This window comes from Providencia sp. PROV109, from assembly GCF_033681625.1.
GTDB lineage: Bacteria > Pseudomonadota > Gammaproteobacteria > Enterobacterales > Enterobacteriaceae > Providencia > Providencia hangzhouensis.
In genome coordinates this window covers 1,680,934-1,695,016 of sequence record NZ_CP096320.1, presented here as the reverse complement: position 1 = coordinate 1,695,016, position 14,083 = coordinate 1,680,934, and the positions used below count along the sequence as shown (strand labels likewise).

At 39.7% G+C, this 14,083-nt stretch carries 13 protein-coding genes; 1 reads left to right on the top strand and 12 read right to left on the bottom strand.

The genetic code is table 11. The annotated features are described in order from the left end of the window. The first annotated feature begins 41 nt into the window (after positions 1 to 41). Complete coding sequence (gene elyC, locus M1F25_RS07740; protein ID WP_164455828.1) at positions 42 to 869, top strand: envelope biogenesis factor ElyC; 828 nt, start codon at positions 42 to 44, stop codon at positions 867 to 869. Positions 870 to 956: 87 nt separating this feature from the next. Here the strand turns inward: elyC and kdsB are convergent, their stop codons facing one another. The 12 genes from kdsB to serC form a co-directional block, all read right to left on the bottom strand. Continuing rightward, complete coding sequence (kdsB, locus tag M1F25_RS07735) at positions 957 to 1,703, bottom strand: 3-deoxy-manno-octulosonate cytidylyltransferase (protein ID WP_096864230.1); 747 nt, start codon at positions 1,701 to 1,703, stop codon at positions 957 to 959. Between the two features lie 5 nt (positions 1,704 to 1,708). Beyond that, positions 1,709 to 1,888, bottom strand: coding sequence for a Trm112 family protein (locus M1F25_RS07730; protein ID WP_004256203.1), 180 nt, complete (start codon positions 1,886 to 1,888; stop codon positions 1,709 to 1,711). A 139-nt stretch (positions 1,889 to 2,027) separates the two neighbouring features. Further along, positions 2,028 to 2,243, bottom strand: coding sequence for a cold-shock protein (locus tag M1F25_RS07725; RefSeq protein ID WP_004256206.1), 216 nt, complete (start codon positions 2,241 to 2,243; stop codon positions 2,028 to 2,030). A gap of 402 nt (positions 2,244 to 2,645) precedes the next feature. Continuing rightward, positions 2,646 to 3,644 carry a tetraacyldisaccharide 4'-kinase gene (gene lpxK / locus M1F25_RS07720; protein WP_110591452.1) on the bottom strand — a complete coding sequence of 333 codons (999 nt, stop codon included), beginning with the start codon at positions 3,642 to 3,644 and terminating at the stop codon, positions 2,646 to 2,648. Then, positions 3,641 to 5,386, bottom strand: a complete 1,746-nt coding sequence (gene msbA / locus M1F25_RS07715) for a lipid A ABC transporter ATP-binding protein/permease MsbA (RefSeq protein WP_181489557.1) — start codon at positions 5,384 to 5,386, stop codon at positions 3,641 to 3,643. The genes lpxK and msbA overlap by 4 nt, the downstream gene beginning before the upstream one ends. 36 nt (positions 5,387 to 5,422) lie before the next feature. Then, a complete protein-coding gene (locus M1F25_RS07710; protein WP_272673235.1) occupies positions 5,423 to 7,816 on the bottom strand; it encodes a DNA internalization-related competence protein ComEC/Rec2 in 2,394 nt (797 codons plus the stop codon). Between the two features lie 180 nt (positions 7,817 to 7,996). After that, the gene (locus M1F25_RS07705; protein WP_318840333.1) at positions 7,997 to 8,317 is read right to left on the bottom strand and encodes a hypothetical protein; all 321 of its coding nucleotides are present in this window, start codon (positions 8,315 to 8,317) and stop codon (positions 7,997 to 7,999) included. A 38-nt stretch (positions 8,318 to 8,355) separates the two neighbouring features. Next, complete coding sequence (gene ihfB, locus M1F25_RS07700) at positions 8,356 to 8,643, bottom strand: integration host factor subunit beta (protein WP_004256221.1); 288 nt, start codon at positions 8,641 to 8,643, stop codon at positions 8,356 to 8,358. A gap of 56 nt (positions 8,644 to 8,699) precedes the next feature. Next, positions 8,700 to 10,373: a 30S ribosomal protein S1 gene (gene rpsA / locus M1F25_RS07695; protein ID WP_004909559.1), complete on the bottom strand. Its 1,674-nt coding sequence runs from the start codon at positions 10,371 to 10,373 to the stop codon at positions 8,700 to 8,702. Between the two features lie 173 nt (positions 10,374 to 10,546). Beyond that, positions 10,547 to 11,230, bottom strand: coding sequence for a (d)CMP kinase (gene cmk, locus M1F25_RS07690; protein WP_094960688.1), 684 nt, complete (start codon positions 11,228 to 11,230; stop codon positions 10,547 to 10,549). Between the two features lie 187 nt (positions 11,231 to 11,417). Next, positions 11,418 to 12,695, bottom strand: a complete 1,278-nt coding sequence (gene aroA, locus M1F25_RS07685) for a 3-phosphoshikimate 1-carboxyvinyltransferase (protein WP_036957912.1) — start codon at positions 12,693 to 12,695, stop codon at positions 11,418 to 11,420. A gap of 121 nt (positions 12,696 to 12,816) precedes the next feature. Further along, a complete protein-coding gene (gene serC, locus M1F25_RS07680; protein WP_036957913.1) occupies positions 12,817 to 13,908 on the bottom strand; it encodes a 3-phosphoserine/phosphohydroxythreonine transaminase in 1,092 nt (363 codons plus the stop codon). Positions 13,909 to 14,083: the final 175 nt, after the last annotated feature.

The following is a 14,083-nucleotide window of genomic DNA, read 5'->3' as shown; positions in this document are numbered from 1 at the left end:
CCACAATGATTAATCGATAACCCTTAAGAATAGGCTTAGTTATGTTATTTATCTTAAAAAAATATATTGGTTCTCTATTGATGCCATTACCATTATTACTCATCATCGGGTTTATCGGATTGCTTTTGCTTTGGTTTACACGCTGGCAGCGTTGTGGAAAGGCGTTTACTACCCTAAGTTTAGTTTTAATAACTCTGTTGGGGTTACAGCCTGTTTCAGATACTTTACTTGCCCCAGCAGAAAAACAATTCAATAAGCGCTATGAATTAATTACTGAGAATCCACCTCAAGATGTACGTTATATTGTTGTTCTCGGTGGCGGTTTTACGTATAACCCTGATTGGAGTCCAAGTTCCAATCTGTTGAATAATAGCCTACCTAGAGTGACTGAAGGTGTTCGTCTTTACCTTAAACACCCTGGTAGTAAACTAATTTTCACTGGCGGTAAAGCGAGTAGTCCTATCAGCAGTGCCGAAGTTGCTGCACAAGTTGCTCAATCCTTGGGTGTCCCCGCACAAGATACTATTCCACTCACTGAACCCAAAGATACACAAGAGGAAGCTTATGAAGTTGAAAAAATCATTGGGAAATCTCCTTTTTTATTAGTAACTTCTGCTAACCATTTACCTCGAGCGATGACTATGTTTACTCAACGAGGAATGAACCCTTTCCCTGCCCCCGCAAATCAGTTGGTTATCACGAGTGAAATTAATCCATGGGAGAAATATATCCCTTCCTCTTATTTCTTTGGCCATAGTGAACGTGCTTGGTATGAATTTCTTGGTACGCTTTGGTGGCATTTAAAACCCAATAATACACAGACGTTAGAAGAGCAACTTGCTACGCCTGAGTCAGTTACCGCTGAATAGTAGCAAAAAAGGTGTAATCTATTGAGATTACACCTTTTGTTTAGCTAAATCGCATATTGGCTATTTGAGCTATTAGGAAAATGTGGGCTACTGAATAAATTGACTTCTAACGAGTTCAAGATCTTCAGGGGTATCAACACCAGCACCTGGCGTAGTTTTCGCGACATCCACATGAATTTTCTCGCCATACCAAAGCACCCTAAGTTGCTCCAGCATTTCGATTTTCTCTAATGGGCTTGCTTCCCACTTAATATAACGACGAATAAACCCTGCTCGATAAGCGTATATACCAATGTGACGCAAAAAGGTATCCCCTATTACATCATGGCTTTTCGCAAAGTTGTCTCTATCCCAAGGAATAGTTGCCCGAGAAAAATACAATGCATAACCTTCGTGATCAGTAACAACCTTGACAGTATTTGGATTAAACGCTTCATGAGCATCATTAATAGGTACAGCTAGCGTCCCCATTTCAGCTTTACTCCCCTGAAGATTACGAGCAACTTGGCTGATAATCTCAGGTGGAATTAAAGGTTCATCACCTTGCACATTCACGATGATTTCATCGTCAGAAAAAGCATAGGTATCAATAACTTCAGCTAGTCTTTCTGTCCCAGACTGATGATTTGGGTTAGTCATACAAGCTTCACCACCTGCTTCAATCACCGCTTTAGCAACATCAGAGTGATCTGTCGCAACTATCACTCGGCTAGCCCCCGATTTAACAGCTTGCTCCATTACTCGAACAACCATTGGCTTGCCATGGATATCAGCCAAAGGTTTACCTGGTAAGCGTGTTGAGGCATAACGAGCAGGAATAATAACCGTAAACATGAGGATTACTGACCTTCATCTAATGAAACGGGGCGCGCTTCATTTTCTAGTAATACAGGGATGCCGTCACGAATTGGATAGGCTAAATGATCAAACTTACAGATAAGTTCGAGGTTTTCTTTGTTATAACTTAATTTGCCGTGACATACAGGACAGGCAACGATTTCAAGTAAACGGTGATCCATGTTTTCTCCCGAATGGATTTTAACTCACTTGGAGTCAGGATATCACATGCAGATATCACCGTTAACTTTAATCTTCCTGAATAAGATCTCCTGCGAGAGATGAGAGGATAAAAGCAGGAGAAATTGTTCTGTTTATTATCTAATAAGCAATAACGTCAGCTGCCGTTATGCCATCCGAATTACGAGTAACAGAGAACTCAACGTTTTGACCTTCGAATAATGATTTGATTTTTTTATTAGCAATTGACTTTGTTGTCACAAATACATCATCACCACCATTGAATGGTGAAATAAAACCGTAACCTTCTTTTGCGTCAAACCATTTAACTCGACCCATATGTAATTGAAAATTCATATTAAAACTCCTTTTGTTCTGAGAACAATATTTTTTTTATCTTTGTATCATTACTCTTTCTTGCTTCCCATTTATAAAATGCCGATCTATTAATACATCAAAGAGTAATTAAACTTTACCAATTCATGCGCACAAATCATTGCGCATATTTTATAACGCCCATATATATAGATTTCAGACACCGCTAATCTACTGCGAAGTTAACAGTCTATTTTGACATTATGATGACAAAACGCAGTGACAGCGACTTTACAATGTAGATTACGCGAGGATATGAAGACTAACTAAAGAACGGAGCGTGAAATTTAAGCTAGTATAAAATCCAATTATCAATGTATTGTATCTAGATACATAATAAGTAGATCTATATCACATTGGAGATATTATTATCACAGAGGAACGTTATAGACAAGTTTTTTTGTTATTTGTGATAAGTTTTCTTATTCCGCTTAAGATTTTTTCAGCGTCAATCGGCTGCAATTGTGCTTGTACTGGAAGGAACCACCAATTTGGTTGTGCAAAAGCACGGCATTTCACCGCGTCTTTTTCGGTCATTAATAAGTTTTGCTCATTTTTAACTAACGGTGAAAGCTGTTTTAATTCATACGATTGGTGATCAGCAAAAGCATGAGTGTTAATAACTTCGACCCCTTTGTTTTCTAATGAGGTAAAAAAACGAGGAGGATGACCAATACCTGCTATTGCGACAACCGCAGGTAATTGTGTAACTGCACGTTTTTCACCAGTCACCAAGTTATAAGCAACATCGCCTTCAAGGGCCATTACGGCTTCATTTTCTTGAGCTTCACCACCGTTAACAATGACAGCATTAACACGCTTTAAACGCCCAGCCCTTTCACGCATAGGCCCTGCGGGTAGCCACCAACCATTACCAAAACGACGCTGGCCATCAATAACGACAATCTCGTAGTCACGTTGCAATGCATAGTGCTGCAACCCATCATCAGTAATAATTACATCTAATTGGAATTTTTCCAATAACGCTTTAACTGCATCACTGCGCTTAGGCGCAACAGCCACGGGGGATTTAGTACGATGAAAAATTAGTATGGGTTCATCCCCAGCAACTTCAGTTTTCGTCGTTTCATCGAGTATCAGCGGGTACTTTTCAGCTTTACCGCCATACCCTCGAGAAACAACCCCCACGCGGTAGCCTTCTTTGGTGAGTGATTCCACTAACCAGATAACAACAGGGGTTTTACCATTTCCCCCCGCTGTCAGGTTTCCCACCACTACCACTGGAATTGGCGCTTTCCATGAACGTTTCAGCCCGATTTTATAAGCTATATCCCTAATTACCGTTACCAACCCATAAAGGAAAGATAACGGCAGCAATAAAAGATACAGCCATGACTTGCCAGACCAAATGCGTTCTATCATTGTTTAAACTGAATGCTATGTAACTGTGAATATGCGCCATCTTGAGCTAATAGCGATTTATGGTCACCACGCTCAATGATTCGGCCATCTTGTACAACTAATATCTCATCTGCATTTTCTATCGTCGATAACCTGTGGGCAATGACCAAAGATGTTCTATTTTTCTGTAACTCATCAAGAGCAGCTTGAATAGCACGTTCAGACTCTGTATCTAGCGCGGATGTCGCCTCATCAAGAATAAGAATTGGGGCATCACGTAGCAGTGCTCGAGCAATCGCGATCCTTTGACGTTGCCCTCCAGAAAGCATAACACCATTTTCACCAATAACCGTGTCCAAGCCTTTTTCAAGTTTAGCAATAAAATCCATTGCATAAGCCATTTCTGCAGCTTTCTCTATTTGCCCACGGCTGTAGCTGCCGTCTGTTGCATAGGCAATATTATTGGCTATCGTATCGTTAAATAGATAAACATGCTGAGAAACTAACGCGACTTGGCTACGTAATGAAGATAACGTGTATTCACGAATGTCATGCCCATCAATTTGAATAGACCCCTCGTCGATGTCATAAAAACGTGTAATCAAATTTGCAATTGTGGACTTACCTGAACCTGATCGCCCAACCAGAGCAACTGATTTCCCTGCTGGCAAAGTAAACGAAACATCGTCTAACGCAGGATGCTCTTTGGTTGCATAGGTAAAGGTAACATGCTCAAATTTAATATCCCCTTTAACCTCTTTAAGTACTTTATTTCCGTTATCTTTTTCTTGTTCGGAATCTAAGATAGCAAATAAAGTTTGGCAAGCCGCCATACCACGCTGGAATTGTGAGTTAACGTTAGTTAATGATTTTAAAGGACGCATCAGTGCAAACATTGATGAAAAAACAACTGCAATTGTACCCGATGTTAATTCATCACGAATTTCAGGAAAACTCGCTGCATAAAGGACAAATGCTAGTGCAAATGATGCAATTAACTGAACAATAGGGTCTGAAATTGCTGAAGCGGTTACCATTTTCATATTTTGGCGGCGCATGTTGTTACTGACTTTATTAAAGCGTTCAGTCTCAACTTTCTGTCCCCCAAAAATTAAAACTTCTTTATGGCCTTTTAACATCTGTTCAGCACTTGCCGTCACATGCCCCATTCCGGTTTGCATGTTTTTACTAATCTTACGAAAACGTTTAGAGACGATACGAATAGTGACTGATACAATCGGGGCAATTACGATTAAAATAAGAGAAAGTTGCCAGCTATAATAAAACATCATCGCAAACAACCCGATGATATAAGCACTTTCACGAATAATTGTAATTAATGCTCCAGAAGAAGAAGATGCAACTTGTTCTGAATCATAGGTAATTCTAGATAATAGTGTTCCTGTCGATTGCTGGTCAAAAAAACTAACAGGCATTCCCATCATATGACCAAATAATTTACGCCGCATGTTCATCACGACTTTACCTGCAACCCAGGAAACACAATAGGTTGAAACAAAGCTAGACCCACCACGAACAACCATTAAACCCAACACCGCAAGCGGAAGCCATTTTAAAACGTCATTATCTGCTTTATCAAAGCCCTCATCCAATAAAGGTTTTAATAAAGAAATCATAAACGCGTCACCCGCTGCGTTTATGATAAGTGCTATTGCTGCAACGATTAAACCCGCTTTAAAAGGCGCAATTATCGGCCACAAGCGACGAAAAGTTTGTTTTGTCGAAAGGTCTTTATCATTCATACTTTTAATTACCAGACTTAATGTAAGCGCACTATTCTACTCGGGAAATAGCGGTAAGCCAAACCACAGATGATACCAGCGGGGCTGAATTTCATAGCGATAACGTGAAATTTTAATTTTTTCCTTTTTAAACCATATAGTTAACTGGCCATCTTCCGCTGTATTTAACCATTTAATATTATTATTTTTATACCGAAAATAGACTTTTGGCGATGGAATTTTCCATGCACTATACCTTGCTGATGAGACTACCACCATTGAAGGTTGAACATTTCTTAACAATAAATCAGTTGATGACGTGCTGCTTCCATGATGTGGAGCGAAAAGAAGAGTCGAACGTAACCGATTCTTGTACATTGCGACCAGTGATTTTTCCCCTTGTTTTTCGATATCTCCTGTTAATAAAATTTTATGAAACCCATCCGTTAATTGAATAACACAAGAATCATCATTATGTGATATTGGTGCTAGCTTTTCAGGCCATAATACTTCAAAAGTTAATATCCCCCACTGCCATTTTTGGCCTTTAAAACACGGAAGGTGTTCCATACTTTTTATATTATTAGTTTTTTCCCTATTTACCGACGTTTTTTGTGGGCCAAAGCTACTTCTTACACTTAGCCATGGATATTGCTGGATTAAATAATTTGCACCACCAGTATGGTCTAAATGATTATGGCTTAAAATGACTCCAATTGGGGTTATATCGTGATATTTAAGGAAAGGAATAATTTGACGCTGTGCATTGCTATCCCCTTTCCATGCATTACCTGTATCATAGAGTAACGCTAAATTGTTTTGTTCTATCACAACAGCCAAACCATGCCCGATGTCTAATACCGTCATTCTCCAACCTTCTTTGGATTGTTTACCGCTCCCCTTTTCTAAGAAAATTGAAATAACTACACAGCTAATAAGCCCGAAATAGCGCTTGTACCACTTAAATAAAACGACAATGATACTTAACCAACATATTAAAAATAAATAATAGGGAACATTGATAAATTCTGACCAAAAAGTACTGAAATAAGGTAATGGTTTTAGCCCTATATCTATAACCCTATCTATCGTATATAAAATAGGTTGCTGAACCACTTTTATTGGTACTAAAAACAAGAGCAAAATAGCAGGAACAACACACCAAGAAACTAACGGGACAAACCAGATATTTGCCACTAACCCCATTACATTAATACCATTAAATAGACTAAGTTGCATTGGGATCAGTAAGACTAGTAAGCCAATTTGTAAATGGGTTAACCCTATAATTTTCCCCTTTACACCTTTAGATAAATGATATGGTAATGGAAATATGGTTAACCAATAAAGAATGGCTAGCACAGCGAAACTAGATAACCAAAAACTATCTGACAAAATAGCCAATGGGTCTAATAATAATATTCCTGCGATACTCCACAGTGCCCATTGCCAAGCAAAATACCTTGCAGGCTTATTTCTGATATATATCCATAATAGTAGGGCAAATAATGCTCGAGTCGCAGGGATAGCAAAGCCAGAGATCCATGCATAAAAAATTGCTAGCCCTATACCAATTACTACTGGTAGTGTTTCATTGACATACTTTATTGGTAAAAAATATTGAATCACTCGAGTGATAAGAAAGCCAAACAAGTAAGCTAACCCAATATGCAAGCCTGATATAGCCATTAAATGTGTCAAACCTGTTCTCTGTAGTAAATATGTTTGTTCTACTGCCAACAAACTTCTATCTCCAAACATTAGTCCATAAATAATCCCTTTATTAGATAATGAATTAATTAGCTCCATATAATTATGGATAACTTTTTGTCTTACAGAACAATCCTTTTTTAATAATTCTATTTTCTTACTTTTCAAAACTCCAATGATTCTATTAGCCAAATAATAACGTTGTAGGTTAAATCCTCCTTCATTTAGTGAGCTGTGTAGTGGCTTTACAGTGCCATTGATTCGCCACAACTGCCCAGCGCAAACAGTTTCCTTTGTTTTCCATGTAGCATATAACGGAGGAAAAACAATGCGATTGTTAATTTTATCAATACGTACTTTGATTTTTTGCTCTTTGCTATTCAAAGGAATACCAACAATAACCACATCAATATCGTTATTTTTTTTAGATAGATAATTAATATGATTAATGATGTTAATTCCATGCCAATTAGCCCATAGAAAAAACATAATAATTAGTGCTAAAAACTTGCCTGATTTACCAAATATAAAGAATATTATTAATACCGATACAAACAAAGAAACAAATAATAATTCACTCAGCATTAAAATTTTAGGCATAAATAAAAGTGGTAATGTACCTAAAATCAAAGCAATAGAAGCCATTGTCATCGAAATAGACAATTTTCCATTAAAGATTAAATTACATTTTTTGATTGAGTTATTTAGCCATCTTATTATGTAGATGATATTTTTTATCAACTTTTGTATCCCTACATAGCGTTTATTTGCTTTAGTTTATTTATTCCTATGAATTTTTTAAGTCTCTTTGTTTTATTTTTCGTAGCGCTTCCCAATATGTTTTTTACTGATAAAAATATACATATTAGTTTGCGAGGAGCTTCGCAAAACACGTATATATCTCTAAAGCTGCTTTTGGATTTATTTTATTATTTTTATAGGCTTTAAAAGTATAGAAGTGGTGTTGGTGTTGGTGTTGGTGTTGGTGTTGGTGTTGGTGTTGGTGTTGGTGTTGGTGTTGGTGTTGGTGTTGGTGTTGGTGTTGGTGTTGGTGTTGGTGTTGGTGTTGGTGTTGGTGTTGGTGTTGGTGTTGGTGTTGGTGTTGGTGTTGGTGTTGGTGTTGGTGTTGGTGTTGGTGTTGGTGTTGGTGTTGGTGTTGGTGTTGGTGTTGGTGTTGGTGTTGGTGTTGGTGTTGGTGTTGGTGTTGACCAGAAATAAAAAACAGTGCTGTATAAAATACAAGCACTGTTTTGATGTAATAATTAAGATTTACAGCCCGATTATTGGCCGTAAATATTTACACGATCACGTAATTCTTTACCTGGTTTAAAGTGAGGAACATATTTACCTTCTAGTTCCACTTTATCACCAGTTTTTGGGTTACGGCCAACGCGTGGAGCACGGTAGTGAAGAGAAAAACTGCCGAAACCACGGACTTCAATACGCTCACCGTTAGCTAACGTATCCGCCATATGCTCAAGAATTTCCTTTACAGCTTCCTCAACGGTTTTTGCTGAAAGATGAGACTGCTGGCTAGCCAGTCTTTCAATTAATTCAGACTTGGTCATAGTACCTCCCTAAACTACCGTTACAAAGGGGCAACGCTACTGTTGCCCCCACTTAATTATTCGCCTTTAGCTGCTTTGAAAGCTTCAGCCATAGCATTGTTGCCGAATGCTGTATCTTCTTGTTTGTTCACAGCTGCGACAGCGTCTTTCTCATCAGCTTCGTCTTTAGCGCGAACAGACAGGTTGATTACACGGTTTTTACGATCAACACCAGTGTATTTAGCTTCAACATCATCACCAACGTTCAGAACCAGTGTTGCATCTTCAACACGGTCACGTGAAGCTTCTGATGCACGCAGGTAACCTTCAACGCCCAGTGTCAGCTCAACAGTTGCACCTTTAGCATCAACTGCGATTACTTTACCAGTTACGATTGCGCCTTTCTTAGTTGCTGCTAAATAGTTATTGAATGGATCTTCAGCTAACTGTTTAACACCTAAAGAAATACGTTCACGCTCTGCGTCGACTTGCAGAACAACAGCTGCGATTTCATCACCTTTTTTGTATTCACGAACTGCTTCTTCGCCTGCAACGTTCCAGGAGATGTCAGACAGGTGAACCAGGCCATCGATGCCGCCGTCCAGACCGATGAAGATACCGAAGTCAGTGATAGACTTGATTTTACCTTCAACGCGGTCGCCTTTGTTGTGAGTTTCTGCGAATTGCTGCCATGGGTTAGATTTGCACTGTTTCAGGCCCAGTGAGATACGACGACGTTCTTCATCGATATCCAGAACCATAACTTCAACAACATCACCAACGTTAACAACTTTAGATGGGTGGATGTTTTTGTTAGTCCAATCCATTTCTGAAACGTGAACCAGACCTTCAACGCCTTCTTCGATTTCTACGAAGCAACCATAGTCAGTCAGGTTAGTAACGCGACCAGTCAGTTTAGTACCTTCTGGGTAACGTTTAGCGATTGCGACCCAAGGATCTTCGCCCAGTTGTTTCAGACCCAGAGAAACACGAGTGCGCTCACGGTCGAATTTCAGAACTTTAACATTGATTTCATCACCAACGTTGACGATTTCGCTTGGGTGTTTAACACGTTTCCAAGCCATGTCAGTGATATGCAGCAGGCCGTCAACACCGCCCAGATCAACGAATGCACCGTAGTCAGTAAGGTTCTTAACGATACCTTTAACTTCCATGCCTTCTTGCAGATTTTCCAGCAGTTGATCGCGCTCAGCGCTGCTTTCAGATTCAATTACAGCACGACGAGAAACAACAACGTTGTTGCGTTTCTGATCCAGCTTGATTACTTTGAACTCAAGCTCTTTGCCTTCCAAGTGAGTAGTATCACGAACTGGACGTACATCAACCAGTGAACCTGGTAAGAACGCACGAATACCGTTCAGCTCAACAGTGAAACCACCTTTAACTTTACCGTTGATAACACCAGTTACAGTTTCAGCTTCTTCGTAAGCTTTTTCCAGCATCAGCCATGCTTCATGACGTTTAGCTTTCTCACGAGACAGGATAGTTTCACCGAAACCATCTTCTACTGCATCCAGAGCTACATCGATTTCGTCGCCAACTTGGATTTCTAGCTCACCCTGAGCATTTTTGAACTGTTCTACTGGGATAGCAGATTCTGATTTAAGACCTGCGTCAACAAGGACTACGTCTTTATCGATGGCAACAACAGTACCACGGACGATAGAACCAGGACGAGTTTCAATATTCTGCAGGGATTCTTCAAAGAGTTGAGCAAAAGATTCAGTCATATTAATGATCTTCAAGAGTTTTAAATTAACGTCCACTTAGCTTCCCGCCAAATGGGGTTGTTTCACATACCCCACAACATTCCATGTCGCAAGGTTGATGCTATGCTAATAATATAATCACATAGCGGTAACTGCGTATATTATCTAATTATAAGCTAAAATAAAGCCTATTATCACGATAATTGTAGAATTTTTTTTGCATAGGTGTGTGCTTTTTCAATAACTTCCTCAATAGACATACTTGTGGAATCCAGCACTAATGCGTCTTTCGCGGCAATAAGAGGTGCAACAGAGCGATTACGATCACGAAAATCCCGCTCTTCAATTTCGCTTAAAAGACGTTCAAAATTAACATCAAAACCTTTTTCTTGCAACTGCTTCATCCGCCGATGAGCCCGTTCTTCCGCGGAGGCATCAAGAAAAATTTTTACCGGTGCATCGGGAAAAACCACCGTTCCCATATCACGGCCATCAGCAATTAGCCCAGGATGGGTTCTAAATGCACGTTGGCGTCGGAGTAAAGCTTCACGTACGCGAGGAAAAGTGGCTGTTTGGGATGCAGTGTTTCCTACTGTTTCGGTTCTAATTTGATTCGAAACATCTTCCCCTTCCAGAATGACTTTCAGTACATTATCTTCAGGAACAAATTTCACATCTAAATTTGCAGCCAAAGGAACTAACGCATCTTCGGATTGGATATCAACATGGTGATGTAACGCTGCTAACGCTAATACACGATAAATCGCGCCAGAGTCTAAAAGTTGCCACCCAAACTCGTTTGCTAATGCTTGGCAAAGCGTACCTTTACCTGCTCCGCTTGGTCCATCAACGGTGATTACAGGGGCTATCGCCACCATAAAAAATCTCCTTTTCTGCAAATAGCCTAGCTACCCGCAATTAAAATCTGTGAAGGTATTATACCAATCCAGTAGATTTGTGAAATAAGCAGGTTCTGATGATTGCTAAAAAATAAGAAAAAGTTGATATTTGAATCGTAAAAATCAGGTTGATATCAAAGAAAATAATATCAACCCAATCAATAGATTAATGACTTAGACGTGCCAACTGTTCGAAGTAATCAGGAAAAGTTTTTGCAGTGCAGCCCGGATCCAAAATTGTTACTGGTGTATCTGATAATGCAACTAAGGAAAAACACATTGCAATACGATGGTCGTTATAGGTTTCAATTTCAGCATGTTGTAATTTTTTCGGTGGAACAACACGAATATAATCATGCCCCTCTTCCACTTCAGCGCCAACTTTTCGTAACTCTGTCGCCATCGCATATAACCGGTCGGTCTCTTTTACCCGCCAGTTATAGATATTACGAATAACCGTTTCGCCTTCAGCAAACAGGGCAACCGTTCCAATGGTCATTGCCGCATCAGGGATCGCGTTCATGTCCATATCAATACCTGTCAATGTTCTGCGTTCACATTCAACGTAGTCATCACCCCAACGAATAGTCGCGCCCATTTTTTCTAATACGTTGGCAAATTTAGTGTCCCCTTGCAAACTATTGCGCCCAATTCCTGTTACACGCACTACGCCCCCCTTAATGGCGGCCGCAGCGAGGAAATAAGACGCTGATGAAGCATCACCTTCCACTAAATATTCGCCTGGTGATTGGTATTGTTGCTGCCCTTTGATAACGAAATATTCATATTGATGATTTTCGACATTAACACCGAACGTTTTCATTAATGCTAATGTGATATCAATGTAAGGTTTGGAGACTAACTCGCCAATAATTGTAATTGTTGTGTCTTGCTCTGCACGCGGTGCCGCCATTAACAGCGCAGTTAAAAACTGGCTAGAAACAGACCCATCGACTGAAATTTGGCCACCGATAAAACCACCTTTTAAACGTAATGGTGGGTAATTCTCTTGTTCCAAATATTCAATCTCTGCACCGCCTTCCCTCAGCGCATCAACCAAATGCCCAATTGGGCGCTCTTTCATGCGAGGCTCACCCGTTAAAATAATATTATTACGGCTTAGTGATAGTGCTGCAGTCAGTGGGCGCATTGCAGTTCCCGCATTGCCTAAAAAGATTTCTGTTTCATCTGGATGAGATAAATTTCCACCTAAACCTTCCACACGACAACGTGTTTTATCTTCAGACAATTGGTAGTTAACACCTAGCTGGCTTAATGCATTCAGCATATGGCGAATATCATCACTGTCCAATAAGTTAGTGAGTATGGTCGTTCCTTTAGCCATCGCTGCTAATAATAGTGCGCGGTTTGAGACACTTTTTGACCCTGGCAAATTAATTGTGCCGTTGATTGAAGAGATAGGTTGTAATGTCAGGGATTGCATAAAAAGCAGTTTCTCCAGTGAAGTTTTGCAAGTAAATAATATCTGGCTCCATTTTCTTTTAAGTCAAATAAGAAGAGCACAGATAACCGACTGAACATCCTATTTCAGTCGGCAAATCTCATTATTGAGCGTTATGGCGTTCGAAATCAGCCATAAAATCAACCAAAGCCTGTACACCAGCTAATGGCATCGCATTATAGATTGACGCACGCATACCACCAGCCACTTTATGGCCTTTTAGAGAAAGTAAGCCTTGCTCTTTGGCTTCTTCAATAAATTTCGCATCAAGTGCCGGGTTTTGCATTTGGAACGGTACGTTCATCCAAGAACGGTTTTCAACCGCAACACGGTTAATATAGAACTGGCTATCATCAATTGCATTGTAGAGTAATTGTGATTTTTCATAATTACGCTTAGCCATTTCTTGCAAACCACCTTGCTCTTTTAACCATTTGAAGACCATCCCCGCGAGATACCAAGCAAAGGTCGGTGGAGTATTAAACATTGAATCGTGTTTTGCTAATACCGTGTAATCAAATACAGATGGAGTCTGAGGCGAAGCTTTACCGAGCAGGTCTTCTCGAATAATAACGATAGTTAATCCAGCTGGCCCAATATTTTTTTGAGCTCCCGCATAAATTACACCATAACGGCTTACATCAATCGGTTTAGATAAGATAGAAGAGGAATAGTCAGCAACAATAATTTTATCTTCAGGGAAATCAGGTTCCTCATGAATAGCTAAGCCACCAATGGTTTCATTTGGGCAATAGTGAACATAAGCGGCATCATCACTTAATGGCCACTCTTTCATAGGTTTTAAACTAACAATGCCATCTTTTTCTTCAGTAATTTGAATTACATTAGGTGTACAGTATTTTTCAGCTTCTTTTGCTGCTGACTCTGACCAATAGCCGCTTACAATGTAGTCTGCGGTCGTTTTATCACCTAGTAAATTCATTGGTAACGTCGCAAAATGGGCTCGAGCTCCACCGTGACAAAATAAAACTTTATAGTTATCAGGGATGTTTAATAAATCACGTAAATTTTGCTCTGCTTCTGTTGCCACTTCGATAAAGTCTTTTCCGCGATGGCTAACTTCCATGACAGAAACGCCTAAACCCTTCCAATTACAAAACTCTTGTTCAGCACGACGCATGACTTCAACAGGTAGCATAGCTGGACCTGCACTGAAATTATAAACCTGACTCATTGACCTCACCCTATCCATCTTCAATTATGGTTAATAAAATTCACTCAGATAGTTAAAGTTGTACCACTCCAAGCCTTTAGCTGCAACGGTTATTGTCAGCAATCCCAAAAATGAAAGGGGGGTTATTTTTTGATAATGGGGAAAAGAATTTTGTTAATCTTGTCACACTCTCGAC

What these genes read in the sequence shown, in the direction of transcription:
- elyC (WP_164455828.1), top strand. Translation starts at nt 42, where the DNA reads ATGTTATTTATCTTAAAAAAATATATTGGTTCTCTATTGATGCCATTA.
- kdsB (WP_096864230.1), bottom strand. Translation starts at nt 1,703, where the DNA reads ATGTTTACGGTTATTATTCCTGCTCGTTATGCCTCAACACGCTTACCA.
- M1F25_RS07730 (WP_004256203.1), bottom strand. Translation starts at nt 1,888, where the DNA reads ATGGATCACCGTTTACTTGAAATCGTTGCCTGTCCTGTATGTCACGGC.
- M1F25_RS07725 (WP_004256206.1), bottom strand. Translation starts at nt 2,243, where the DNA reads ATGAATTTTCAATTACATATGGGTCGAGTTAAATGGTTTGACGCAAAA.
- lpxK (WP_110591452.1), bottom strand. Translation starts at nt 3,644, where the DNA reads ATGATAGAACGCATTTGGTCTGGCAAGTCATGGCTGTATCTTTTATTG.
- msbA (WP_181489557.1), bottom strand. Translation starts at nt 5,386, where the DNA reads ATGAATGATAAAGACCTTTCGACAAAACAAACTTTTCGTCGCTTGTGG.
- ihfB (WP_004256221.1), bottom strand. Translation starts at nt 8,643, where the DNA reads ATGACCAAGTCTGAATTAATTGAAAGACTGGCTAGCCAGCAGTCTCAT.
- rpsA (WP_004909559.1), bottom strand. Translation starts at nt 10,373, where the DNA reads ATGACTGAATCTTTTGCTCAACTCTTTGAAGAATCCCTGCAGAATATT.
- cmk (WP_094960688.1), bottom strand. Translation starts at nt 11,230, where the DNA reads ATGGTGGCGATAGCCCCTGTAATCACCGTTGATGGACCAAGCGGAGCA.
- aroA (WP_036957912.1), bottom strand. Translation starts at nt 12,695, where the DNA reads ATGCAATCCCTGACATTACAACCTATCTCTTCAATCAACGGCACAATT.
- serC (WP_036957913.1), bottom strand. Translation starts at nt 13,908, where the DNA reads ATGAGTCAGGTTTATAATTTCAGTGCAGGTCCAGCTATGCTACCTGTT.